The sequence below is a fragment of the Nostocoides sp. F2B08 genome (assembly GCF_009184895.1).
Taxonomy (GTDB): domain Bacteria; phylum Actinomycetota; class Actinomycetes; order Actinomycetales; family Dermatophilaceae; genus F2B08.
Genome location: NZ_WESE01000009.1, coordinates 166236 through 191611, shown reverse-complemented (window position 1 = coordinate 191611; position 25376 = coordinate 166236). Strand labels below are relative to the sequence as shown.

Below are 25376 nucleotides of genomic sequence, written 5' to 3'. Positions count from 1 at the left end.
GAAGTGAGGTGGCACGCACCTCGCGCGCCACCCGAACCGTTGGATCGGAGGCGGATGTCATGAAGATTCACACCACTATGCTCCGGAGGGCCGGAGTGGCGGCCGTCGCAGGACTCATGGCCATCCTCACCGTCCCGGTCGGTGCCACGGGGGCGCCCGCCCCCACCCACGAGTCCTACACCTTCAGCGGCATGATGGCCGACGCCACCTGGTTCGACGAGGACTTCGACGAGTTGAACCCGGAAGTGGGAGTGCCGCGGGTCCTCGCTGTCATGGGCGCGGACGCGACCGCTGTGTACCGCGTGCAGGGTGTCAAGCCTGAACGCATGCCCCAGCCGGCCTTCGTGGCGATGGCCCTGATGATGCCCGGCGTCGAGCCCGGAGACGAGCCCTACCAGGCAGAGCTGTGGTGCGTGAGCGAGGAGTTCAGCTTCACCATCGCGCGTGATCTGTCCACCGCCGCGTTGGAGATCCCGACCTGCGAGGCCATGGTGGTCGTCTACGACGAGGAGACCGGCGAGGAGATGCCCAACGGTGTGACCGTCACGTTGAGTGCCACCGCGACGTGGACCGCAACGGGGCCGCTGGAGAATGTGAAGTCGCACTCCCGCTACACCTACGGCGACTCCTGGACGATGGACCGGACCAAGGCCTCGATGCGGCCGGCGGAGGCCCACATCACAGTGACCGGCCTGCCGGGAGGTCTCTTCGACGAGACAGCCCAGGAGGGCGCGATCCAGGACGTGCGTTCGGCCAGCCTGCTGCACATGTGACCCGACCCCACGGCGGCCCGCCCCTCCCGGCCGGGCCGCGGTGGCACGCCCCGGGCCGCGGCGGTGACACCCGGACCCGCCCGGTCTAACCTGACGGCGTGCCCCTCCGGGTCCGCGTCCTCGGCCTCCTCCTGCCAGCACTGCCGGCGCTGCTGGCGGCCCTGGCCGCCTGCTCGAGCGGGCAGATCGACCCTGTCGAGTCAGTGGAGTCGGCCGAGTCCGTTGAGAAGGTCGGATCGCCGACCTTCACTGCGGAGCTCACCCAGGACAGCCGCGACACCGCGCGGGACCGGATCGCTGTCGTGCTCGCGAACGAGGGCTCGGCCGAGGTGGCCCCCGAGTCGATCGAGCTCGTCGACCCGCGGCTGAGCCGGCCGCTGGTCGCGGACCGGCTGCGGGCGGTCCCACCCGGTGGCGAGCGGCGGTTCCCCCTCCCGCTCGTGGATCCGGTATGCGGTGGTCCCGCGAGCGACCCGGTCACCGGACCGGGCCGGCTGGCGGTCCGGGTCGGGGAGCACACCGTCGACGTGCCGGTGCGCGACGAGGTCGGCGTGGTCACCCGCTGGGTCGAGCGACGGTGCGCCGAGCTCGACGTCGCCGCGGTGGCGGAGCTGCGGTTCACCGACGTGCGAGCTCGGGACGAGGGCGGTTCCGTCGCGGGGGCCGACCTCGTCCTCACGGCGACGCCCTCGGGGGAGGGGAGCGGCGCATACGTCATCGAGAGCGTCGCGGGGACACCGGTGTTCACGGCGGTCGGCGAGCCGTGGGCGCCCGGTGTCACCGTGTCGGCCGACGGTGAGCCGGTCGATGTGGTGCTGGCCGCCCGTCCGGCCCGATGCGACGGACATGTGTTCGGCGAGTCGGCCGGAGCGACCTCCTTCCTCGTGGGTATCCGGCTCGACGGGACGCCGCGGGAGGTGCTCGTGCGCATGTCCCCGGAGGTCTCGGCCGCGGCCCTGGACCTGGCGATCGACGTCTGCCGCGAGCGTCTCTGACCTCCGACGTCGGCTCCACCTGACGGCCCCTCTGCCGGCCACCGTGCTGGACGCGGACCGATGGGCGAGGGATCATGAGGGTCGTGGGCGCGGCGGCCAGCGCAGTCGGCGAGGCGCTCAGCAGCCACGACACCCGGCTGCCGAGTGGCACGGTCACGCTGCTCTTCACCGACCTGCAGGGGTCCACCCGGCTCGTCGAGCGGCTCGGCTCGGCCTTCGCGGACGTGCTCGCCGAGCACTTCGCCATCCTCCGGGATGCGATCCATCGGCATGACGGATACGAGTTCGGCACCGAGGGGGACGCCCTCTTCGCCGTCTTCACGCGGGCCCGCGACGCGCTCAGCGCCGCGGCCGAGGCCCAACGGGGCTTGGCCGGCCATCCGTGGCCGGAGGGCGTATCGATCCGGGTCCGCATGGGGCTGCACACCGGAACGCCGGACCGAGGCCCCGGATCGTACGTCGGCCACGACGTGCACCGTGCCGCGCGCATCTCCGCCGTGGCGCACGGTGGGCAGATCCTCCTCTCGGACGCGACCCGGGCACTGGCGACGCCGTTCCCGGCGGACCTCGCCACAGTGGACCTGGGCCGGCATCGGCTCAAGGACCTCTCGGACCCCGAGCACCTGTTCCAGCTGACGGGGCCGGGACTCGTGCTCGACTTCCCTCCGCTGGCTTCGACCGACGTCGTGCCGACCAACCTCCCGCGCGAACGCACCAGCTTCGTCGGACGCCAGTGTGAGCTCGACGAGCTGCAGTCGATGCTCCGCAGGAGTCGGTTGGTCACGCTCACGGGCCCGGCCGGAACCGGCAAGACCCGCCTCGCGCAGCGGCTGGCCCGACTCGCCATGCCGGAGTTCCCGGACGGGGTGTGGCTGGTCCGTCTCGCGGAGATCGACGACCCGTGTCTCGTGGGCGCCGCGATCGCGGAGGCGATGGGGCTCGCGGACGTCAGGGACCGCCGACCGACCGTGGCGATCGCCGAGTACACCCGCGGTCAGCGGCATCTGGTGGTGCTCGACAACTTCGAGCACGTCGTCGCGGCCGCGGAGACCGTGACCGAGCTGCTCGACACCGCGCCCGGGGTCTCGGTCCTGGTGACGAGCCGAGAGGTGCTGGGCGTGCGCGGGGAGCAGGCCTATCCCGTCGCACCACTCCCGCTGCCCGATACGGCCCGGCCCATGGACGCCGACCGGCTGTGCGACATCGAGTCGGTGCGGTTGTTCTGCGAGCGGGCCCGAGCCGTGCGTCCCGACTTCGCCGTGTCCGATGACGACGTCCCCGCCCTGGTCGAGATCGCACGTCGGCTTGAGGGCCTGCCCCTGGCCATCGAGCTCGCCGCCGCCCGCACCGCCGTGCTGTCCCCGCAGGAGCTGGCCGGACGACTGGAGGGTCGGTTGGGCGTGCTCACCGGGGGACCGAGCGACCTTCCGGAGAGGCAGCGCACCCTGCGAGGCGCGATCGCCTGGAGCCATGAGCTGCTCACCCTTCCGGAGAAGCGCCTGCTCGAGCGGCTCAGCGTCTTCGCCGCCCCGGTGCTGCTCTCGACGGCCGAGGAGGTCTGCGCCGACGAGGACGCCGAGTCGGTGCTCGACACACTGACCTCGCTGGTCAACAAGAGCCTTGTCCGTCGACGGCCGACGGCCGACGGCAGGTCCAGGTTCGGCATGCTCGAGTCGGTCAAGGAGTACGTCCGCGAGGTGGCCGAGGATCTGTCGCGCTGCCGGGACGCGCACGCCCGGCACTACGAACGACTCGCGGAGGAGGTTGCGGGGTGTCTGTTCGGTCCGCGTCAACAGGAGTGCCTCGACCACGTCGAGGACGAGGCGGCGGATATCGCCGCCGCCATCGGATGGTGCATCGAGCAGGGTGACCCCGACCGGGCGGGACGGATCGCCGTCGGCGTCCATGGGTACTGGTGGCTGCGGGGACAGATCACGACCGGCCGGCACCTCGTGCGGCGGGTCCTGTCAGCCGGCCCCACCGACCCGCTCCTGCGGGCCTGGCTGATGCTCGTGCGTGCGCGGCTCGGGCTGCAGCAGGGCGCGTTCGCCCCCGCTGGGGCTGACTTCGACACGGTGGAGCGAGTAGCCCGCGGACACGGCGACGACACGTTGCTCGCCGCCGTCCTCTCCGAGCAGGTGGCGCTCGAGGTCCGGCGCCACTGGGTGCTCGACCGAGCGCGCGTCGACGAGGCCGCCGCCGCATTCCAGCGGGCCGGGGACGAGGTGGGAGAGGGCGAGCTCCGCCTTCGGGTCGGCGCGGTCCTCGCGGTCAGGAACCAGCACGATGAGGCGACCGCCGAGCTCCAGCGGGCACTGGAGCTGATGCGGCGCGCCGGCAACTCGTGGGGAGAGGCCTCCACGCTGAACAACCTCGGCTTCACCGCCGCGGCCCAGGAGCGGTTCGTCGAGGCCGAGGAGTTCCTGACGAGGGGTCTGGGCATCTTCGAAAGACTGCGCACTCCCGAGGGCATCGGGGAGGCCGCCGAGACCCTCGCCGCCGTCCGGATCGGCCAGGGCCGGGTGTTCGAGGCGATCGTGCTCCTCGAACGGTCCCTGGCCATCTTCCGGGAGCTGACCTTCCACCCCGGCATTGCGACCGCTCTCACCCAGCTCGCGTGGTGCCGGGCCCATCGGGGGGACCTGGGAGGAGCCGCCGGGGATGCCCTCCAGGCGGTGGAACTCAGCCGGTCGCTCGGCCTGGATCTGCAGCTGGCCGCGATCGAGGGTGCGGCCGCGGTGCTCGGTGCATCAGGACGACCGTGCGACGCGCGGAGCCTGCTGGATCTCGTCGCTGCGGTGCGCGAGGAGCACGACTATCCGCTGACCCCGTTGGAGGCGCACCGCATCGAGGCCGAACGCGCGTCCCTCGCCGCGTCGGCCGCCTCCGGCCACCGACCCTGTGAGTCGGGCGATGCGCCGCCGGACACCGTCGAAGGTGCACTCGCCTTCGCCACGCGGGAGCTGCGCCGGGCCCAGCCGGCCTGGTGACGGAGCTGACTCGGGCGGGCCGTTCCTCCGGAACCGGGCCGGTGCAGTGGTTTCGGCGCGCTACAGCGCACCGAACACAGGGCAGCGCACCAAACACGCGACGAGACACCCGTGCGCTGCAGTGCGGGCCGGCTCAGCCGAGAAGCTCGTCGACGTAGCACCAGCGCCATGTCTCGCCGGCCTCCATGCTCCGCATGACCGGGTGTCCGGTCTCCTCGAAGTGCCGGGTCGCGTGCCGGCCCGCGGACGAGTCACAGCAGCCGACCTCGCCGCACCGGGTGCACAGCCTCAGGTGGACCCAGGTCGAGCCTTCGCGCAGGCAGGCGCTGCAGCCCTCCGGGGTGAGCGGCGCGGCATGCTGCGGCTCGTCGAGCAGGTGCTCGCACTCGCCGGCGAGCCGGGAGGGGGTCGCGAGCTCGTCGCGCACGGCAACCTGCCGATCGCTCGCGTACAGCAGGGCGGCCTCCTCGGCGTCGAGCTGACGCATCACCGTGTCCAGGACGACGCTGTCCACCTGGGCCGTGTCGCGGATCCGGAGCACCTCGTCCCGCTCGGCGGTCAGCATGCGCAGCCGCAGCCGGACGTACGCCTGGGTCGGCGTCTCGTCCGCCTCGGGGCCACCGGCGCCGAGCTGCTCCCACACCCGGTTCGCCCGACCGGTCGACTGGCGGCGGAGCAGGTCGACGACGTCGGACCAGTCGCCCTCCGCCTCGTCCTCGATGGCCCGCATCCCTGCCGCCGAGGCGGCCTGGAGCACCGCCGCCTCCTGGAGCGCGTCCTCGCGGGCGTCGGGCGCGCACACCCCCACCCGCTGGGCCAGAGTGGGCAGGGTGAGTCCCTGGAGCACGAGGGTCCCCACGGTGACGATGAGCGCCACCATGACGAGGGCGTTGCGGAACGGCACCTCGGCAGGCAGGGTCAGGGCCGCCGCGACGGTCACGACCCCGCGCATCCCGAACCACGACGAGACGAGCAGCTCCCGCCAGTCGGAGTAGCGCTCGGCGTCCCCGTCGAAACGCCGGGAGATGCGGCCCATGGGGAAGATGTAGATCGGACGAAGCACGAGGACGGTGGCCAGCACGACCAGTCCGAGGACGACCGTTCGGGTCACCGTCAGCCCGCCGGCCTCGACGGCCCGCAGGATGGTGGCCATCTGGAGCCCGATGAGGAGGAACACGGCGTTCTGGAGGATGTACGTGATGGCCGCCCAGTTGGTCCGCTCCGACATCCGCGACGCCGCCGACTGCAGGACCGGGGCCCGGTGAGCGAGGACGAGTCCGCAGGCGATGACCGCGAGCACCCCGGAACCGCCTACCTGCTCGGCGGGAACGTAGGCCGCGAACGGCACGACGAAGGACAGCGCGGTGTCCATCGCCGGGTTGTGGATGTGTCGCCGCACCGCCCCGATGACGACCGAGGTGAGCAGGCCGATCCCGATGCCGGCGACGACGGCCCAGGCGAAGTCCCCGACCGGGGTCCACCACTGGAGGGTCTCTTCCTCTCCGAGGGTGGACGTGGCCACCCAGACCGCGATGGCCGTCCGCAGCGACACGAGCGCGATCGCGTCGTTGGCGAGGGACTCACCCTCGAGGATCGTCGTGATCCGTCTCGGCAGGCCGATCCTGCGTGCGACGGCGGTCGCCGCCACCGCGTCGGGAGGGGCCACGATGGCCCCCACCGCGAAGGCGAGGGAGAAGGGGACCGGGAGAATCGCATACACGACGAGAGCGACGCCCAGGGCGGTGAACAGGACCAGGCCGACGGAGAGGCTGACGATCGTCACGCGATGCGCGGCGACGTCGTAGAGCGATGTCGTGATCGCGGTGCTGTAGAGCAGCGGCGGCAGGATCCCGAACAGGACGAGTTCGGGCGTCAGCGTGACCTCGGGGACGAACGGCAGGAAGGACCCCAACACCCCCACGCCGAGCAGCGCGAGCGGAGGCGGGACGGGGACGTGCTCGCACGCCTTCGTCACGGCGATCACCGTGGCGATGATCGAGACGAGAAGGACGGCGAGCTCCACGGGGCGATTCTCCCCTGTCGGGCGCCGCCATCGGGACAACGGGTGCGGGGTCGGACATGGACGCCGATGTACTACAGTTCGTAGTTGTAGGGCTGTGCGGCTCTCGCGCGGCTCCCGGCGCGGAACGAGGATGATCGAGCGTGGACGAGCGGCGGGACATCGCCCCCCTGTCGGCCCTGGGGACAGGGCGGCGCCGAGCCGGCCCGGTCCGGACCCAGCGGCCGGTCTATGTCGACCTGCTCCCGCCGTGCAACGCGGGGTGTCCGGCGGGGGAGAACATCCAGGCCTGGCTCGCCCACACCAAGGCCGGCCGGCACGAGGAGGCCTGGCGCGAACTGACCAGGGACAACCCCTTTCCGGCGGTCCACGGACGCGTCTGCTACCACCCCTGTGAGACGGCGTGCAACCGCGCCGAGCTCGACGGGGCGGTCTCGATCCACGCGGTCGAGCGCTTCCTCGGCGACCTCGCCATCGACCGCGACTGGATCTTCACCGGTCCGTCGGAGCGCTCGGGCAAGCGCGTCCTCGTCGTCGGCAGCGGCCCGAGCGGGCTCTCCGCGGCCTATCACCTCACGATGCTCGGCCACGAGGTCGTCATCCGCGACAACAGCCCGCTCGCGGGCGGCATGATGCGCTACGGGATTCCGAGCTATCGTCTGCCGCGACGCGTTCTCGATGCCGAGATCCGCCGCCTGCACCGGCTCGGTGTGCACTTCGAGCAGGACCACGTCGTCACCGACCTGCAGGCCGAGATGAGGGGGGATGGCTTCGACGCCGCGTTCGTGGCCGTCGGCGCCCACCTGTCCAAGCGCGTCGACATCCCCAACCAGGATGCAGGCAGGGTCCTCGACGCCGTCTCCTTCCTGCGCGGTGTCGAGTCCGGGGACCAGCCGCAGCTGCAGGGCCGGGTCGCGGTCTACGGCGGCGGCAACACGGCCATGGACGCGGCCCGCGTCGCGCGCCGGCTCGGCGCCGACGACACGATCATCGTCTACCGCCGCACCCGCGAGCAGATGCCCGCTCACGAGGAGGAAGCCCGCGACGCCGAGGACGAGGGCATCCGGATGAACTGGCTGCGGACCATCGCCTCGATGGGCGAGCGCGAGCTCACCGTCGAGATCCAGGCGCTCGACGAGAACGGCCGCCCGCATGGGACGGGCGAGTACGAGACCCTCGCCGCCGACACCGTCATCCTCGCGCTCGGCCAGGAGAGCGACACGCGCTTCCTCGCCACGCTCCCGGGCATCGCCTTCGACGGCGACGTCGTCCAGGTCGACCCCGTGACGCTCATGACCGGTGCGCCCGGCGTCTTCGCCGGCGGCGACGCCGTGCCGAGTGAGCGCACCGTCACAATGGGGGTCGGCCACGGCAAGAAGGCGGCCCGCAACATCGACGCGTGGCTGCGCGGTGGGGCGTATGCGCCGCCCCCCAAGCACCCGCGCGCCGACCTCGACGTCCTGCACCTGTGGTACTTCGGCGACCACACCCGCCGGGAACAGGGCGAGCTCGATCCGGGCACCCGGGTCGCGGCCTTCGACGAGGTCGTCGCCGGACTCGAGCCCACCGAGGCCCGCTTCGAGGCCGGGCGGTGTCTCTCGTGCGGCAACTGCTTCGAGTGCGACGGATGTCTCGGCTCCTGTCCCGAGGACGCCATCGTCAAGCTCGGGGTCGGCCACCGCTACCGCTTCGACTACGACGCCTGCACCGGCTGCAGTACGTGCTTCCGCCAGTGCCCTGTCCACGCCATCGAGATGATCGGCGAGGACGACCCGCTGCCGCACAACGTCTTCCTGCCACCACCCGACCCGTCCCGCGTCACCGACCCGAAGACCCCCGCGCCCGTCTCGCCTCCGAGCGAGGTGCGCCGATGACGGGCACCGAGGCCGCTCGCGCCGACCGGGCCACGATCGACGGCAACGAGGCGGCGGTGCGCGTCGCATACAAGCTGAGCGAGCTGTGCAGCATCTACCCGATCACACCGAGCTCGACGATGGCCGAGCTCGCCGACGAGTGGTCCAGCCACGAGGAGCCCAACCTCTGGGGCTCGGTGCCGACGGTCGTGGAGATGCAAAGCGAGGGCGGCGCCGCCGGCGCGCTGCACGGGGCATTGCAGGGCGGCGCGCTCTCGACGACCTTCACCGCGTCCCAGGGCCTGCTCCTGATGATCCCGAACATGTACAAGATCGCCGGGGAGCTCACCTCGACGGTGCTTCACGTCGCCGCGAGGTCCCTTGCCGCCCAGGGCCTGTCCATCTTCGGCGACCACCAGGACGTCATGGCGGTCCGCCAGACCGGGTTCGCGCTGCTCTCGTCCGGCTCGGTCCAGGAGGCCCATGACCTGGCGCTCGTCGCCCACGCCGCCACGCTGCGCAGCCGGGTTCCGTTCATCCACTTCTTCGACGGCTTCCGGACCTCGCACGAGCTGAGCACCGTGGACCTCCTCGGCGAGGACGTCCTGCGTGCGCTCGTGCCGGAGGTGCTCGTCCGGGAGCACCGGATGCGCTCGCTCAGCCCGGACCGGCCCGTCGTCCGCGGGACGGCCCAGAACCCCGACGTCTACTTCCAGGGCCGCGAAACGGTCAACCCGTTCTACGCACGCACCCCAAGCATCGTCCGGGACGTCATGCGGGAGCTCGGGGAGCGGACCGGTCGCCACTACGACCTCGTCGAGTATGCGGGGGCCGCCGACGCGGACCGCGTCATCGTCATCATGGGGTCGGGCGGGGAGACGGCGGCCGAGACGGTCCGTCACCTCACCGCGGCGGGGGAGCGGCTCGGTGTGCTGCGGGTGCGGCTCTACCGGCCCTTCCCGGCGGCCGAGCTGTGCGCCGCGATCCCGGCGAGCGCCCGCGCGGTCGCCGTCCTGGACCGCACCAAGGAGCCGGGCTCGGAGGGCGAGCCGCTCTTCCTCGACGTCGTCTCGGCGCTCTCGGAGGCTGTGGCCCGCGGTGAGCGGGCGACGATGCCACGGGTCGTCGGCGGCCGCTACGGCCTGTCGTCGAAGGAGTTCACCCCAGGGATGGTCGCGGGCGTCTTCGCCGCCCTGGCCCAGGAGGAGCCGCCGCGGCGGTTCACCGTCGGCATCACCGACGACGTCTCGCGCACGTCGATCCCCTACGACGCCGGCCTCGACATCGAGGAGGACGACACGATCCGCGCCGTCTTCTACGGGATCGGTTCGGACGGGACCGTCGGCGCGAACAAGAACACGATCAAGATCCTCGGCGCGGACGAGGATCGGTACGCGCAGGCCTACTTCGTCTACGACTCGAAGAAGTCCGGCGGCACGACCGTCTCGCACCTGCGCTTCGGACCGCAACCCATCGCCGCGCCGTACCTCGTCTCCGCGGCCGGGTTCGTCGGCGTCCACGACGCCGGGCTGCTCGACACCCTCGACGTCCTCGCTGTGGCTGCACCGGGCGCGGTCGTCTTGCTCAACACCGCCGTGCCCACCGAAGAGGTCTGGCCCGGCCTCACCCGGTCGGTCCAGGAGGCGATCGTCGCCAAGGGGCTGCGGCTCTTCGTCGTCGACGCCGACCTCGTGGCGCGCGAAGCGGGTCTGCCCGGTCGCACGAACACTGTCCTGCAGACGTGCTTCTTCGCCATCTCCGGTGTGCTGCCGCGCGAGGAGGCGATCAAGCGGATCAAGGGGGCCATCCGGTCCACGTATGCCCGGCGCGGACCCGATGTCGTCGCACGCAACGAGGCGGCGGTGGATGCCGCCCTGGCCCACCTGCACGAGGTGGACGTCACCGCCGGAGCCGCGTCGACGACCTCGCCCCCCGCCCTGGTCCCCGCCGATGCGCCGACCTTCGTCCGCGACGTCACAGCCGCCATGATGGCCGGGCGCGGTGACGAGCTGCCCGTGAGCGCGCTGCCGGTGGACGGCACCTATCCCAGCGGGACCACCGCATACGAGAAGCGGCGGATCTCCGACCTCGTCGCCGAGTGGGACCCGGGCAGCTGCATCCAGTGCGGCAACTGTGCGTTCGTCTGCCCGCACAGCGTCATCCGAGCCAAGTTCTACGACGACGACGCCCTGACCGATGCGCCCGAGGGCTTCGCCTCGGCACCGCTCAACGCGGCCGGCCTGCCCGACGCGCGCTACACGCTGCAGGTCTACGCCGAGGACTGCACCGGGTGCGGGCTGTGCGTGGAGGCGTGCCCGGTGAGTCCCGTGCCAGGCACCGACCGCAAGGCCATCAACCTCGTTCCGGCCGGCCCCCGGCACGCGACGAGCGCGAGCGAGGTGGGCTTCTTCGAGAGTCTGCCGATGAACGACCGGACCCGGGTCGACTTCGGGACGGTCCGCGGAACGCAGTTCCTCGAGCCGCTGTTCGAGTTCTCCGGTGCCTGCTCGGGCTGCGGCGAGACGCCCTACCTGAAGCTGCTCACCCAGCTCTTCGGCGACCGCGCGACGGTCGCGAACGCCACCGGCTGCTCCTCGATCTACGGCGGCAACCTGCCGACGACGCCATGGACGACGAACGCCGCCGGGCGCGGCCCGGCCTGGTCGAACTCGCTCTTCGAGGACAACGCGGAGTTCGGGCTCGGCCTGCAGCTCGCCGCGGATCTGCACACGCGCCTCGCCCGCACCCGGCTCGCCGAGTTGCGCGAACGGATCGGCCCCGAGCTCGTCGACGCCATCCTCGACGCTCCGCAGGTGCGTGAGTCCGAGCTGGCCGCCCAACGGGCCCGGATCGCCGAGCTCGAGTGCCGACTACCCGACATCGACGACCCTCGGGTGGCCGACCTTCGCAGCGTCATGGACCACCTCGTCCGTCGCAGCGTCTGGATCGTCGGCGGAGACGGCTGGGCCTACGACATCGGCTCCGGAGGGCTGGACCACGTCCTCGCGAGCGGTCGCAATGTCAACGTCCTCGTCCTCGACACCGAGGTGTACTCCAACACCGGCGGCCAGTCGTCCAAGGCGACCCCGATGGGTGCTGTGGCGAAGTTCGCCGCCGGAGGCAAGACCGTCGCGAAGAAGGACCTCGCGCTCCAGGCGATCGCCTACGGGAGCGTCTACGTCGCCCGAGTGGCCATGGGCGCGGATCCGCAGCAGACGCTGCGGGCCTTCCGCGAGGCCGAGGCGTATGCGGGGCCGTCGCTCATCATCGCGTACAGCCACTGCATCGCCCACGGCATCGAGATGAGCGAGGGACTGAACCAGCAGCAGCGAGCGGTGCGCTCGGGTCACTGGCCTCTCGTTCGCTACGACCCGACCGTGCGCGACGCCGGCGACAACCCGTTCATGCTCGACTCGTCGCGACCGTCCATCCCACTGTCCGACTACATCTACCGTGAGCTGCGGTATCGCATGCTCCGCAACGCCAACCCGGACGAGGCCGAGCGCCTTCTCGCGCTCGGTCAGCAGGCGGTCGACCAGCGGTGGGCGGTGTACGAGGAGATGGCGACCCGCGGTGCCGCCGAGTTCGCCCCCGACCCGCGGCGGAAGCGGGCTGCCACACCGGCCCACGGAGAGAGGAGCCCGTCATGGACCTGACCACCGCATACCTCGGTCTGACTCTGCGCAGCCCGTTGGTCGCCTCGGCCTCACCGGTCACCTCCCGCCTGGACCGGCTGCGGATGGTCGAGGACGCAGGGGTCGGCGCGGTGGTGCTCCCTTCGCTGTTCGAGGAGCAGGTGCGCCAGCAGGAGCTCGCGGACCTCGAGCTCACCGAGCGCCACGAGCACGCGTGGGGCGAGGCGCAGAGCTATCTGCCCGGCGGGCCGGACGTCGACCTCGGCGGGACCGCACCCTACCTGCGCCACGTCGAGCGGGCGGCCGCGGCACTCGAGATCCCCGTCATCGCGAGCCTCAACGGCTCGACCCCGGGCGGGTGGACCGGCATCGCGCGGTCGATGGAGACCGCGGGGGCGGCCGCCATCGAGCTCAACGTGTATGCGGTGCCCGGCCGCACCTCGCTCACCGGCGCCGAGGTGGAGGCCAGGCATCTCGACATCGTCGGCGACGTCGTCGCCGCGGTCTCCGTGCCCGTCGCCGTCAAGCTCAGCCCGTACTTCAGCTCGACGGCCGCGGTGGCGGCCGCCATCGTCGAGGCCGGGGCCTCCGGTCTGGTGCTGTTCAACCGGTTCGTCCAACCCGACGTCGACGTAGAGGCGCTCACGGTGCACCCGTACCCGACCCTCTCGACGCGCGACGAGGGCCGGCTCGCCAGGACCTGGATAGCGCTGCTGCACGGGCGGCTCGGCGTCGCGTCACTCGCCGCAACGACCGGTGTCGAGACCGCGGAGGACGTCGCCGCAGACCTCCTCGCGGGAGCGGATGTGGTCATGAGCGCCTCCGCGCTGCTGCGGCACGGACCGGGGTATGCGGTGGACCTGACCGCGGGTCTGCAGGCCTGGGCGGAGCGCAAGGGGTTCGCGTCGCTCGATGCGGTCCGTGGGGCCCTGGCGGTGGGCGTCGACGCCGACGGCGACCGGGTGGAGCGGGCGGGCTACGTCGCGGCGCTGGCCCAGGCGCGGGCGGTGTACGGAGACCTCACCGTGGAGTCATGACCTCGCTCCAGTGGATGCCGATGTCGAGGAGCAGCTCGCGCAGAGTGGGCAGGGACAGGCCGACGACGTTCGTATGGTCGCCCTCGATGCCCGTGACGTAGGGGGCGCCGAGCCCGTCGATGGTGAAGGCTCCGGCGACCCGCAGCGGCTCGCCGGTGGCGACGTAGTCCTCGATCTCCCGGTCGTCGAGGTCGGCGAAGTGGACCGCCGTGTCGACCGCGGCCCCGATCGTGCCGCCCGTGCCGCCGCTGCCCGCGGCGCGGTCGTCGACGAGCCAGTGGCCGGTGTGCAGGACGCCCGAGCGGCCGCGCATGGCCTGCCACCGCTGCACCGCCTCGGCGGGGTCGGCCGGCTTGCCGTGGATTGACCCGTCGAGCTCGAGCACCGAGTCGCAGCCGAGGACGACGTGGTCACCGTCGCGCAGCTCGGCCGCGACCGCCTCGGCCTTGGCGCGGGCGAGGAGAAGGGCGACGTCTGCGGGCCCGAGCTCGCCGTAGGTCTCGCGCGCCTGCGCCTCGACGGCCTCCTCGTCGACTTCGCTGACATAGACGGTCGGCTCGATCCCCGCCTGGAGCAGCAGCCTGCGGCGGGCGGGGGATGCGGAGGCGAGGACGAGGTGGATGGGGGCGGACACGAGGCCCACAGTAGTGGCGCGTCCTGCCCCGGGCGCGGTCGGAGGTCGAGCGGCTGTCGCTCTCCTGACGTAGCGTGGGCGCCGTGACGCAGACCCCCTCCCGCCCGACGACCGACGTCGACGCCATCGCCACCGACTACTTCACCGAGCGCGTGGCACTGAGCCCGATGGAGGCCACCTATCTCGGCGTGCCCGGCCGCGACGACGAGCTCGACGACCTGTCCCCGGCGGGGTTCGCGGCGCAGTCCGAGCTCCGCCGCCGCGCCCTCGCCCGGCTCGCCGACGCACGTCCGGTCGACGAGATCGACGAGGTGACCGTCGCGGCGATGCGGGAGCGCCTCGGGCTGCACGAGGAGCTCTACGTCAGTGGCGAGGAGGAGCGGACGCTCAACAACATCGCCTCTGCACTGCAGGCGGTTCGCGACATCTTCGACCTCATGCCGACGGCGACCGACGAGCACTGGGCGACCATCGGACGGCGGATGGCCGCCGTGCCGGAGGCGTTCACGGGCTGGCAGGAGACCCTGGAGCTCGCCGCCTCTCGTGGTCACGTCGCCGCTCGCCGTCAGGTCGAGGCATGTATTCGGCAGTGCGACGACGTCGTGAGTGAGGACGGGTATCTCCGCGCTCTGCTCGGCCGGGCGCGGACCCGCGACGGCGAGCTCTCCGAGACGGCTCGCGCCGCCCTGGGCGAGGGGGCCGCGGAGGCGGCCCGCGCATACCAGGACCTGAGCCGGATGCTCCGCCAGAGTCTCCTCCCGCGCGCACCCGAGGCCGACGCGGTCGGGCGGGAGCGCTATGCGCTGCACTCGCGTGACTTCCTCGGAGCGAGCATCGATCTCGAGGAGACGTATGCGTGGGGCCAGGAGGAGCTGGCCCGCATCGTCGCCGAGATGGAGGCGACCGTGCAGCGGATCCGCCCCGGCGTCGACGTCAAGGAGGCGATCGCCGCTCTCGACGCCGACCCGGCGTACCGGTTGACCGGCACCGACGCGTTGCGGGAGTGGATGCAGGAGAAGGCCGACGAGGCCATCGCCGAGTTCGCCGACGTCCACTTCGACATCCCCGAACCGGTCCGTCGGATCGAGTGCATGATCGCGCCGACGCACACCGGCGGCATTTACTACACCGGGCCGAGCGAGGACTTCGAGCGGCCGGGGCGGATGTGGTGGTCCGTGCCGAGAGGTGTCACCGAGTTCGGCACCTGGCGCGAGCTGACCACCGTCTACCACGAGGGCGTCCCGGGGCATCACCTGCAGATCGCCCAGACGGTCTATCGCAAGGAGCTGCTCAACCCGTGGCGCCGGCTGATGTGCTGGACCTCCGGCCACGGCGAGGGCTGGGCGCTGTACTCCGAGCGGCTCATGCACGAGCTCGGTTATCTCGACGATCCGGGAAACTACCTTGGGATGCTCGACGGGCAGTCGCTGCGTGCCGCGCGGGTGGTGCTGGACATCGGGGTGCACTGCGGCTTCGAGGCCCCGGCCGAGGTCGGTGGCGGGCAGTGGACCTATGACAAGGCATGGGCCTTCCTCAACGCGCACGCGAACATGGAGGAGGGCTTCCTCCGCTTCGAGCTCGACCGGTACCTCGGGTGGCCGGGGCAGGCGCCCAGCTACAAGATCGGTGAGCGGTTGTGGCTGCAGATCCGCGGGGAGCTGAGCGCGCGTGAGGGAGATGCCTTCGACCTCAAGGCGTTCCACCGTCGCGCGCTCGACATCGGCTCGGTCGGTCTCGACGTCCTGCGCGCTGCCCTGGCGCCCTAGTGTCGGCGGGAGGTTCGTCCCGCCGTTGGGAGGGCGACTGTGGATAAGTCTTCGAGGCGTTCTCGGAGATCGGCCACGATGCCGGGGTGTCCAAGAACTCCGGCAACACGGCAGAGGTCACCATCCCGGGGACCGAGCGGCCGTTCACGATGGAGATGGCCGACGGTTTTGGCCTGACCAGACGGCAGGTCTACAGCTCGCGGTTCCGCAGCGTGCTGCGCGGCGTCTTCATCGAGCGACGCGTTCCCAACTCGCTCGTCGTGCTCGCCCGAGCCGCCTTGCTGGTCGCACCTGCAGGAGGCGTCCTGAGCCACTTCACCGCCGCGTGCCTGTGGTCGGCCACCGCGCCCCGCTCATCGTTCGTCCACCTCGCCTATCCGAGGAGCGTGCAGACGAGTCGTCAGGACCTCAAGCTGCATCGCTTCACCTATCCGATCGAGCGCGCCCGTCGGCACGGCTTGCCGGTCACCAGCCCTGGCATGACGTTCATGCACCTCGCCGTACATCTCGACCTCGTCGCACTCACCGCATTCGGAGACCAGCTCGTCAAGCGTGGGGTCACCACCGCGGCCGAGCTGATGGCGTATGCGCAGTCGTGGACGCATCATGGTGGGCGGGCCGGCCGTCAGGCTGCGGCTTTGGTGCGCGACCGCGTCGACTCGGTTCCGGAGACTCACCTCAGGCTGCTTCTGGTGCTCGCAGGCTTACCTGAGCCTGCGGTCAACCATGAGATCACAGCGCCCGACGGTTCGGTTCTCTTTCGGCTGGATCTTGCCTATGTGGCACACAAGATCGCGGTCGAATACGACGGCCGCTGGCACGACGGTCCCGCTCAGCGTGAGCGGGACCGAGTCCGCCGTGAGTGGCTGGCCCAGCAGGGCTGGCTGTTCGTCGTGGTCCGGGCAGAGGGCCTGTACGAGCAGCCCGAACTCACGCTCGCCGCGGTGTGCGAAGCCCTGACCCGTCGTGGGTACGGCCTGGATGTGGGCATGTCGGAGGACTACCGCCGCTTCTTCGGATCAGTGACGCTGAGCTGAGCAGCCGACCACCGCATACCCCCGCCTGTGGTTTCACGTGACCTGCCGGTTATCCACAAGGCGTGGGGGGGACGAACCTGGATATTGCGACGTTTGTCGCGCGCGGGCCGACTCGATGGACTGCGTCAGTGTGGGAGAGCGGAGCCTCGCCAGGCGCCGAGGCCGTGCGCGACCGGGGGGCGCAGCCGACCCGCTGGGGAGGCCCAGCGCGACGGCCGCCGGCCGCCGTCACCGCCACCCTCGTTTCCGCCCCCGGCCGCCGCGAGGACGGCGACGATGGCGGCGATCTCTTCGGGGGTCGCGTCGCCGCGGATGACCCGCAACGGCGGGCGCTGCTCGGCGCTCACAGCGGGATGTTCCCGTGCTTCTTGGGCGGCAGCGTCTCGCGCTTGTTGCGCAGTGCCCGCAGCGCCCGGACGACGTTCATCCGCGTGTTGGACGGCGAGATGACGGTGTCGATGTACCCGCGCTCGGCGGCCACGTAGGGGTTGGCCAGCTGCTCCTCGTAGTGCTGGATGAACTCCTGGCGGGCCGCGTCGACGTCGCCACCCTCGGCCGCGATCGCCGCGAGCTGCTTGCGGTAGAGGATGTTGACGGCACCCTGAGCGCCCATCACGGCGATCTGCCCGGTCGGCCAGGACAGGTTGATGTCGGCGCCGAGGTGCTTGGACCCCATGACGTCGTACGCGCCTCCGTAGGCCTTGCGCGTGATGACCGTGACCTTGGGGACCGTCGCCTCGGCGTAGGCGTAGATGAGCTTCGCACCGCGCCGGATGATGCCGTCCCACTCCTGGTCGGTGCCGGGCAGGAAGCCGGGCACGTCGACGAACGTCAGCACCGGCACGTTGAAGGCGTCGCAGGTTCGCACGAAGCGGGCCGCCTTCTCGGAGGCGTCGATGTCGAGGCAGCCGGCGAACTGCATCGGCTGGTTGGCCACGACGCCGACCGACATCCCGTCGACCCGGGCGAAGCCGCAGAGGATGTTCGGCGCGAACAGCGGCTGCACCTCGAGGAAGTCACCGTCGTCGACGACGTGCTCGATGATCGTGTGCATGTCGTACGGCACGTTGGGGCTGTCCGGGATGCAGGTGTCGAGCCACAGGTCGTCCTCGGTCGGGCTGAGGTCCTCACCGAGCCCCTCATACGCCGGCGGGTCCTCCATGTTGTTGCTCGGGAGGTAGGACAGCAGCGACTTGACGTACTCGATGGCATCCTCCTCGTCGGTCCCCATGTAGTGCGCGACACCGGACTTGGTGTTGTGCGTCTTGGCGCCGCCGAGCTCCTCGAAGCCGACGTCCTCACCGGTGACGGTCTTGATGACGTCGGGGCCGGTGATGAACATGTGCGAGGTCTGGTCGACCATGACCGTGAAGTCCGTGATGGCGGGGGAGTAGACCGCGCCGCCAGCGCACGGGCCCATGATCAGCGAGATCTGCGGGATCACGCCGGACGCGTGCACGTTGCGGATGAAGATCTCGCCGTAGAGGCCGAGCGAGACCACGCCCTCCTGGATCCGCGCGCCACCGGAGTCGTTCAGCCCGACGACGGGACAGCCGATCTTCATCGCGAAGTCCATGACCTTGACGATCTTCTCGCCGAAGACCTCACCGAGCGAGCCGCCGAAGACGGTGAAGTCCTGCGCGAACACGGCCACCGTGCGGCCGTCGACCTGGCCATATCCGGTGACCACACCGTCGCCGTAGGGCCGGTTCTTCTCCTGCCCGAACGAGTTCGAGCGGTGTCGGGCGTACTTGTCCATCTCGATGAACGTGCCCTCGTCGAGCAGCATGGCGATGCGCTCGCGGGCGGTCTTCTTGCCTCGGGCGTGCTGCTTCTCGACCGCGCGCTCGGAGCCGGCGTGGGCGACCTCCCAGACGCGACGCTTGAGGTCCTTGAGCTTGCCGGCTGTCGTCGAGAGGTCGATCTCCTCGCCGGGGGGAGGGGTGGGGCTCTGCGCTGCGGTCGACATACCCGCAGCCTAGCCTTGACCCCGTGCGCGCGCCGCTACAGGTCCGGACATCGGCCACCCCCCTTCCGCCCCCGTGGCGGAGCCTGACCGTCGTCGACGAGACCCCCTCCACCAACGCCGATCTCGCCGAAGCGGCGAAGGCCGGGGAGGCCGCCCCGTGGGCCGTCCTCGTGACCGAGCACCAGAGCGCCGGCCGCGGCCGCCTCGGCCGCACGTGGACTTCGGTCCGCGGTGCCGCTCTCACGTTCTCGGCCCTGGTCCCCACCCCGGCCGCACCCGGCTGGGTCCCGTTGATCGCCGGACTCGCCGTCGCGGACGCGATCGAGGAGGTGTATGCGGTGCGCCCCGCCCTGAAATGGCCGAACGACGTCCTCGGTCCGGTCGGCGGGGTCCACGAGGGCCGCAAGCTCGCCGGGATCCTCTGCGAGCTCACCGGGCGGGGGATCGTGGTCGGGATCGGGCTCAACGTCGACCACACGCAGGACGAGCTCCCCGTCCCGACGGCGACGTCCCTGCGGCTCATGGCCGGGTCGGACCCTGCCTCGACCGCTCCCCCTCACCCCGACGGAGTCACGAGGGACACCGTGCTGCTCGCGATCCTGACCCACCTCGCGGATCTGCTCTCCGCCTGGGAGAGCGACCCGGGCCGGGTGCGCACCGCATACCGCGGCTCCTGCTCGACCCTCGGGCGCCGGGTGCGGATCGACCGCGGCACGGGCTCGGTCGAGGAGGCCGAGGCCGTCGAGGTCGACGAGGAGGGTCGGCTGGTCGTGCTCTCCCAGGGCCGCCGGTCGGCGCTCGCCGCCGGGGACGTCACACACGTGCGTTAGGTCTCTTTAGAGTGGGGGTGTGACGACCGACGCTGGCGGGCCGATCGGCCCCGAGGACGGTGAGGCCACCTGGGCCGAGCTCATCCTCGGGCGGCCGCCGCGGATGACCCGTCCGCAGATCGCGGAAGAGGCAGGGCTCGACTGCCCCGTGACCGACCGGTTCTGGCACGCTCTGGGGTTCCCGATCGTCGAGGACGACGAGGTCGTGTTCACCGACGCCGATCTCGAGGCGCTGCGTCGAGTCCGGCACCTGCTCGCCGACGGCGTGGCCGAGGAGACCGCGCTCGCGATGACCCGGGCGCTGGCCCGCACCGCCGACCGGCTCTCCGTCTGGCAGACCCAGCTCATCGCCGAGGTGTTCACGCCCCATGAGCTGACCGGGTCGAGCCCCACCGCGAGCGACCTCAGCCACGGGGTCGACCCCACAGCCAGCGTCAAGGACACCCGCACCATCCCCAACCGGGCCGTCGCCGAGGCCGCGGCGCGCGAGCTCGTGCGAATCAGGGAGGAGCTCGAGCCGCTGCTCGTCTTCGCGTGGCGACGCCACCTCGCCGCGGCCGTCACCCGCATGCTCGCCGACGCGACGCCGGACGAGACGAGCAGCGCCCCTCGGCGGATCGTGGGCTTCGCCGACCTCGTGTCCTTCACGAGCCTGGTGCGCCGGATGAGTGAGCGCCAGCTCGCGACGGTCGTGCAGCGGTTCGAGGCGCTGGCTTCGGACGTGATCACGGCCCACGGCGGCCGCGTCATCAAGACGGTGGGCGACGAGGTGCTGTTCGTGCACACCGATGCCGCCCCGGCGGCGGCGATCGCCATCGACCTCGTCGAGGCCATGGAGCACGAGCCGTTGCTGCCGGCCGTCCGGGTGGGGATGGCCTACGGCAACGTCGTGTCGCGGCTCGGCGACGTGTTCGGCACGACGGTCAACCGGGCGAGCCGGCTCACGGCCGTGACCCCGCAGGGGCGCGTCTACGTCGACGAGCCGCTCGCGGCCATGTTGGGCGAGGTGAGCGGCTTCGAGGTCATCCCCAGCCGCCGTCGCATCCTGCGCGGGATCGGCGCCGTCCGGCCCCGCGAGCTGCGACGACACTCCGGGGATCGGCGCGCCTCCGGCTGACCCGGCGTTGTTACTCGCGAGTAGGCGGTAAACGGCCCCCACCTGCGGTGATCGGTGTCCACCAGGCGGCTCGGCGCGCCCGCGAATGTGCTGCGAGGTCATACCATGTCGTGCATGACGCGTGTGGTGCTCGCCGAGGACGACCCGGCCATCTCGGAGCCACTGGCGCGCGCGCTCCTGCGGGAGGGATACACCGTCGACGTGGCCGCGGACGGCCCGAGAGCGCTCAGTGCCACCCGCACCGGCACCGACCTGCTGATCCTCGACCTCGGGCTGCCGGAGATGGACGGCCTCGAGGTCTGCCGCCGACTGCGTGCCGACGGCTCGACCGTGCCGATCCTCGTGCTGACCGCTCGCGCCGACGAGGTCGACACCGTCGTCGGGCTGGACGCCGGGGCGGACGACTACGTCACCAAGCCGTTCCGGCTCGCCGAGCTGCTCGCCCGGGCCCGGGCCCTGCTGCGCCGTGGGCTGCCGGAGTCCGCACCGAGCGAACCGCACGTCCGGATCGACACCGAGGCGCGACGCGCGTGGTTCGGGGAGACCGAGCTGCAGCTCGCTCCAAAGGAGTTCGACCTGCTCGCGGTGCTCGTGCGGGAGGAGGGCCGGGTGGTTCCACGCGACCAGATCATGAAGGAGGTCTGGGGCACGCGCTGGATGAGCTCGACGAAGACGCTCGACATGCACATCTCCGTCCTGCGCCGCAAGCTCGGCGACGACGCCGCCGCGCCGACGTTCATCACCACCGTGCGGGGGGTCGGCTTCCGCTTCGACGCCCCGGTGTCGGCGCGCACCTGAGGCCGGCGTGCGCGCTGCGCTCGTCCGGAGCACGATGGTCGCCGTCGCGGCCGTCATCGCCCTTCTCGTCATCCCGCCCGCGATCGCCAGGCTGTGGCTCTTCACCACCGACGATGCACAGTTCGAGTCCGTCCTCGACCTGCTCCGCGGCCCCCGTGGGATCGTCTGGGTCATCGCGGTGTCCATCATCCAGGTGGTCGCCGGTCTCGCCGTCAGCCAGTGGATCGCCAAACGAGAGGCGGCCAGGGTCACCCGGCCGATGACCGAGCTCGCCGCCCAGGCGGAGCGACTGGGCGCGGGGGAGTCACGGATCGGGCGGGTCGAGAGCGGGATCGACGAGATCGACCGGGTCAGCGACGTGCTCTCCCACAGTGCGGTCAACATCACCCGACAGCTCGCTCAACAGCGCGACTTCGCCGCCGACGCGTCGCACCAGCTGCGCACACCGCTCACCGCCCTCCTCATGCGCCTCGACGAGATCGCCGCGACCGACGACATCGAGGCCGCCCGGGAGGAGGCCGGCATCGCCATCGACCAGGTCGAGCGCTTGACCAAGGTCGTCGACGACCTCATGGCCCGCTCACGCGCGCACGGAGACGACCAGCCGCAGGTCTCCCTGGACTCCGTCCTCGCCGCCCTGCAGCGGGAGTGGCAGCCCGCCTTCGCCAGCGCCCGGCGCAGTGTCCGGGTGCACGGCGAGCGGGGGCTGTACGTGCAGGCGACGCGCTCGGCCGTCTCCCAGATCATCTCGACCCTGCTCGAGAACTCCCTGCAGCACGGTCGGGGCACCGTCGACGTGCACGCCCGGCGCAGCGGACCGTCGGTCGTCCTGGAGATGAGCGACCAGGGGGTCGGCGTGCCGCTGGACATCGCGGCCCACATCTTCGAGCGCTCGGTCTCGAGCAGAGGCAGTGGCCTCGGTCTGGCTCTGGCCCGTGACCTCGCCGCCGCGAGCGGCGGGCGGCTCGAGCTCGTCTCCGCCCAGCCGGCGATCTTCGCGCTCTTCCTCAGCGAGGCGCCGGCCCCGTAGGCCGCGCCGACTCCTTGGCCAGCCGCTCGGCCGCCGCCTCGCTCGAGCCGGTCTCGGCCGGCACCACCCCGGCGAAGACGAAATGGCGGTATGCGACGAACCGGAAGATCGTCCCGATCCCGATCCCGATGATGGTCGCGACGTTGTCCGCCAGTCGGGTCTGGAAGCCCAGGCCGTAGTGCGACAGGGCGAGCACACCGGCGGCGATGGCGAGGGCGACGGCGTTGACGGCGAAGAAGAGCAGGACCTCCTGGAGCGGTTCGCGGCTGCGCCGGTGGCGGAAGGTCCACAGTCGGTTGCCCATCCAGGCGAAGAGCGTCGCAGCGATCCCGGAGAGGATCTTCGCGGTGGTGACCTTGTCCTCGAGGACGGTGTGCCACAGGAGGTTGGCGCCGCCGATGTCGATGATGAAGGCGAGGGCGCCCACGACCCCGAACTTGATCATCTCTCGGTAGACCAGGCCGATGCCGGCGCGCAGGCGCTCGAGCGTGCGGTGGACGGGTGGCACCGAACCAGCGTAGACGCTTGCGGCCGCCTCCCACCCGGGTCGCCCGTGCGGCCCGATATCCTCGCCGCGTGCCCGAGACCATCCCGCCACCACCGTCCACTCCCGGCGGCTTCCCCGTCGTCGGGATGATCGGGTCCGGCCAGCTGGCCCGGATGTCGGTGGGTCCGGCGGCCGAGCTCGGCATCACGTTGAGCGTGCTCTCGACCGAGTCGACCGACAGCGCCGCTCTGGTCGCCGCGCACGCACCGGTGGGGCACCACACGGACCGGGAACGGGTCCTCGAGTTCGCCCGGCACTGCGACGTCGTCACCTTCGACCACGAGCACGTGCCGCCCGATGTGCTCGAGGCGGTGGCCGAGAGTGGCGTGCCGATGCACCCGACGCCGGAGGCGCTGCGGTATGCGCAGGACAAGCTGGCCATGCGGGTGCGCCTCAGCGAGATGCAGATCCCGTGTCCCCGGTGGGCGCGCGCGCTCACGGCGGCCGACACCGAGGAGTTCGGCGCGGAGGTGGGCTGGCCGGTCGTCGCCAAGACGCCTCGTGGCGGGTACGACGGCAAGGGCGTGCGGGTCGTCGGCTCCGCCGCCGAGCTCGGCGACTGGCTCGACGGATCGTCCCCGATCCTCCTCGAGGAGAAGGTCGAGTTCGTGCGCGAGCTCGCCGTGCTCGTCGCGCGCAGCCCGTCCGGGCAGGCGGCCGCGTGGCCGGTCGTCGAGACCGTGCAGACCGACGGTGTCTGCACAGAGGTGCTCGCACCCGCGCCGGGCCTGGATCGCGGACTCGCCGCCGGGGCGACCGAGGCCGGGCTGCGGATCGCCGGGGAGCTCGGCGTCACGGGGGTGCTCGCCGTCGAGATGTTCGAGGTCGTCGACCCGTCGGGCCGCCCAGGGTTCGTCGTCAACGAGCTGGCGATGCGCCCCCACAACAGCGGTCACTGGACCATGGACGGCGCGGTGACGGGCCAGTTCGAGCAACACCTGAGGGCTGTCCTGGACCTGCCGCTCGGCTCGCCGGCGCCCCGGGACCGGTGGACCGTCATGGCCAACGTGCTCGGTGGCGAGATCGAGGAGCTGTACTCGACGTACCGCCATCTCATGGCCCGCGACCCGTTCCTCAAGGTCCACCTCTACGGCAAGGCCGTTCGCCCCGGCCGCAAGCTCGGGCATGTCAACGTCGGCGGCACCGACCTTGCCGACCTGCGCGAGCGCGCCCGCCACGCCGCTGACTACCTCCAGGGAGTGATTCAGGAATGACGCAGCCTCCAGGGACTGATCGACCGATGACGGACTCCACCCCCCGGGCGGCGGTCGTCGGGCTCGTCATGGGCAGCGACAGCGACTGGCCCGTCATGTCCGCGGCGGCCGAGGCGCTCGAGGAGTTCGGGGTCGGCTACGAGGCCGACGTCGTCTCCGCCCATCGGATGCCGCACGAGATGATCGAGTACGGCTCGAGCGCCGCCGAGCGCGGGCTGCGCGTCGTCATCGCCGGAGCGGGCGGAGCGGCGCACCTGCCCGGCATGCTCGCCTCGGTCACCCCGTTGCCCGTCATCGGCGTGCCCGTACCCCTGAAGCACCTCGACGGGATGGACTCGCTCCTGTCGATCGTGCAGATGCCGGCGGGTGTCCCCGTCGCGACGGTCTCGATCGGCGGTGCCCGCAACGCGGGACTCCTGGCCGTTCGCATCCTCGCCTCCGGGACCGGCGAGGAGGCGGGACGGCTGCGCGAGGCGATGACCGCATACCAGGACCGTCTGCGGGACCTGGCCCACGCCAAGGGTGCCGCCCTGCGCGAGGCCCGGGCATAGTTTCTCTCCGCGGGAGAGAACGTTCGGCTTCGGGAGAGAACCGTTCCCGCCCGATCCGGAAGGTTCTTGCCTGCGGAGAGAAAGTGGCGGCGCCACTCAGCGGAAGGCGCCGAGGGTGCCGAGGCGGCGGGCCTCGATCTTCGGGCAGGTGTCCATGACGACGCCCAGGCCGGCGGCGCGGGCACGGTCGGCGGCCTCCTCGTCGACGACGCCGAGCTGCATCCAGATGGCGTCGATCGTCAGCCGGTCCTTGTTGGCGATCGCCTCGTCGACCACGGCCCCGACGAGCTCGCTGCGGACGAAACAGTCCACGACCTTGATGTCCTGGTCGGGGATGTCGGAGATCGTCGCATAGCCCGGCTGGTCGAACACGGTCTCGGCCTTCGGGTGCACCGGGATGATGCCCTTGCTGCGCTCGTACTTCAGCCAGCGCGCCACGCGATGGGCGGTGCGCTGCTCGTTCGTCGACAGGCCGACGACCACCCAGATGCCCGGGTCGGCGAGCAGGGCGGACATGAGGTGCGGGTCGTTCTGGTGTCGGATCGCCATAGGGTCCACTGTGCCAAATATCCGCAGGTCG

At 71.3% G+C, this 25376-nt stretch carries 20 protein-coding genes; 14 read left to right on the top strand and 6 right to left on the bottom strand.

All coding sequences use genetic code 11. The features are described 5' to 3' along the window. The first annotated feature begins 59 nt into the window (after nt 1–59). The 3 genes from GA707_RS17300 (at nt 60) to GA707_RS17290 (ending at nt 4758) form a co-directional block, all read left to right on the top strand. A complete protein-coding gene (locus GA707_RS17300; RefSeq protein ID WP_152179687.1) occupies nt 60–773 on the top strand; it encodes a hypothetical protein in 714 nt (237 codons plus the stop codon). Nucleotides 774–871: 98 nt separating this feature from the next. Further along, a complete protein-coding gene (locus GA707_RS17295; protein WP_152179686.1) occupies nt 872–1768 on the top strand; it encodes a hypothetical protein in 897 nt (298 codons plus the stop codon). A gap of 74 nt (nt 1769–1842) precedes the next feature. After that, nucleotides 1843–4758: a tetratricopeptide repeat protein gene (locus tag GA707_RS17290; protein WP_152179685.1), complete on the top strand. Its 2916-nt coding sequence runs from the start codon at nt 1843–1845 to the stop codon at nt 4756–4758. Between the two features lie 133 nt (nt 4759–4891). Here GA707_RS17290 and GA707_RS17285 read toward each other — a convergent pair whose 3' ends face one another. Then, nucleotides 4892–6781 carry a Na+/H+ antiporter gene (locus GA707_RS17285; RefSeq protein ID WP_152179684.1) on the bottom strand — a complete coding sequence of 630 codons (1890 nt, stop codon included), beginning with the start codon at nt 6779–6781 and terminating at the stop codon, nt 4892–4894. A gap of 140 nt (nt 6782–6921) precedes the next feature. Here GA707_RS17285 and GA707_RS17280 point away from each other — a divergent pair, with 140 nt between their 5' ends. From GA707_RS17280 to GA707_RS17270, 3 genes are read left to right on the top strand one after another with little or no spacing between them, the layout of a single operon-like run. Next, nucleotides 6922–8652, top strand: coding sequence for an NAD(P)-binding protein (locus GA707_RS17280; protein WP_152179683.1), 1731 nt, complete (start codon nt 6922–6924; stop codon nt 8650–8652). After that, the gene (gene nifJ / locus GA707_RS17275) at nt 8649–12287 is read left to right on the top strand and encodes a pyruvate:ferredoxin (flavodoxin) oxidoreductase (RefSeq protein ID WP_152179682.1); all 3639 of its coding nucleotides are present in this window, start codon (nt 8649–8651) and stop codon (nt 12285–12287) included. Before GA707_RS17280 ends, nifJ begins: the two co-directional genes overlap by 4 nt. After that, entirely contained in the window at nt 12278–13303 is a 1026-nt protein-coding gene (locus GA707_RS17270) for a dihydroorotate dehydrogenase-like protein (RefSeq protein WP_152179681.1), read from the top strand. The genes nifJ and GA707_RS17270 overlap by 10 nt, the downstream gene beginning before the upstream one ends. Here GA707_RS17270 and GA707_RS17265 read toward each other — a convergent pair. Then, nucleotides 13287–13937: a nucleoside triphosphate pyrophosphatase gene (locus tag GA707_RS17265; RefSeq protein WP_226963908.1), complete on the bottom strand. Its 651-nt coding sequence runs from the start codon at nt 13935–13937 to the stop codon at nt 13287–13289. The genes GA707_RS17270 and GA707_RS17265 overlap by 17 nt on opposite strands. Nucleotides 13938–14020: 83 nt before the next feature. On the opposite strand from GA707_RS17265, the gene GA707_RS17260 reads away from it, so the two are divergent. Further along, a complete protein-coding gene (locus GA707_RS17260; protein ID WP_226963907.1) occupies nt 14021–15703 on the top strand; it encodes a DUF885 domain-containing protein in 1683 nt (560 codons plus the stop codon). Between the two features lie 86 nt (nt 15704–15789). Further along, the gene (locus GA707_RS17255; RefSeq protein WP_152179679.1) at nt 15790–16740 is read left to right on the top strand and encodes a DUF559 domain-containing protein; all 951 of its coding nucleotides are present in this window, start codon (nt 15790–15792) and stop codon (nt 16738–16740) included. Nucleotides 16741–16865: 125 nt separating this feature from the next. Here GA707_RS17255 and GA707_RS17250 read toward each other — a convergent pair whose 3' ends face one another. Continuing rightward, nucleotides 16866–17087, bottom strand: coding sequence for an acyl-CoA carboxylase epsilon subunit (locus GA707_RS17250; RefSeq protein WP_152179678.1), 222 nt, complete (start codon nt 17085–17087; stop codon nt 16866–16868). Next, nucleotides 17084–18709, bottom strand: a complete 1626-nt coding sequence (locus GA707_RS17245; protein ID WP_152179677.1) for an acyl-CoA carboxylase subunit beta — start codon at nt 18707–18709, stop codon at nt 17084–17086. The genes GA707_RS17250 and GA707_RS17245 overlap by 4 nt, the downstream gene beginning before the upstream one ends. Nucleotides 18710–18732: 23 nt before the next feature. Here GA707_RS17245 and GA707_RS17240 point away from each other — a divergent pair, with 23 nt between their 5' ends. From GA707_RS17240 to GA707_RS17225, 4 genes are all read left to right on the top strand, one after another. Next, nucleotides 18733–19539 carry a biotin--[acetyl-CoA-carboxylase] ligase gene (locus GA707_RS17240; protein WP_152179676.1) on the top strand — a complete coding sequence of 269 codons (807 nt, stop codon included), beginning with the start codon at nt 18733–18735 and terminating at the stop codon, nt 19537–19539. Between the two features lie 19 nt (nt 19540–19558). Beyond that, on the top strand, nt 19559–20656 hold the full coding sequence (locus GA707_RS17235) for an adenylate/guanylate cyclase domain-containing protein (protein WP_226963906.1): 1098 nt from the start codon (nt 19559–19561) through the stop codon (nt 20654–20656). Between the two features lie 114 nt (nt 20657–20770). After that, nucleotides 20771–21454: a response regulator transcription factor gene (locus GA707_RS17230; protein WP_152179675.1), complete on the top strand. Its 684-nt coding sequence runs from the start codon at nt 20771–20773 to the stop codon at nt 21452–21454. Between the two features lie 7 nt (nt 21455–21461). After that, nucleotides 21462–22484, top strand: coding sequence for a cell wall metabolism sensor histidine kinase WalK (locus GA707_RS17225; RefSeq protein WP_226963905.1), 1023 nt, complete (start codon nt 21462–21464; stop codon nt 22482–22484). On the opposite strand, the gene GA707_RS17220 is transcribed toward GA707_RS17225, so the two are convergent. Next, a complete protein-coding gene (locus tag GA707_RS17220) occupies nt 22462–22992 on the bottom strand; it encodes a GtrA family protein (RefSeq protein WP_226963904.1) in 531 nt (176 codons plus the stop codon). The genes GA707_RS17225 and GA707_RS17220 overlap by 23 nt on opposite strands. A 125-nt stretch (nt 22993–23117) precedes the next feature. Between GA707_RS17220 and GA707_RS17215 the strand changes: the two genes are divergently transcribed. After that, entirely contained in the window at nt 23118–24245 is a 1128-nt protein-coding gene (locus GA707_RS17215) for a 5-(carboxyamino)imidazole ribonucleotide synthase (RefSeq protein WP_152179747.1), read from the top strand. A 26-nt stretch (nt 24246–24271) separates the two neighbouring features. Continuing rightward, nucleotides 24272–24796 (top strand): 5-(carboxyamino)imidazole ribonucleotide mutase, encoded by a 525-nt coding sequence (purE, locus tag GA707_RS17210; protein WP_152179674.1) that lies wholly within the window; start codon nt 24272–24274, stop codon nt 24794–24796. Between the two features lie 96 nt (nt 24797–24892). Here purE and GA707_RS17205 read toward each other — a convergent pair whose 3' ends face one another. Beyond that, the gene (locus GA707_RS17205; RefSeq protein ID WP_152179673.1) at nt 24893–25345 is read right to left on the bottom strand and encodes a CoA-binding protein; all 453 of its coding nucleotides are present in this window, start codon (nt 25343–25345) and stop codon (nt 24893–24895) included. Between the last annotated feature and the right edge of the window lie 31 nt (nt 25346–25376).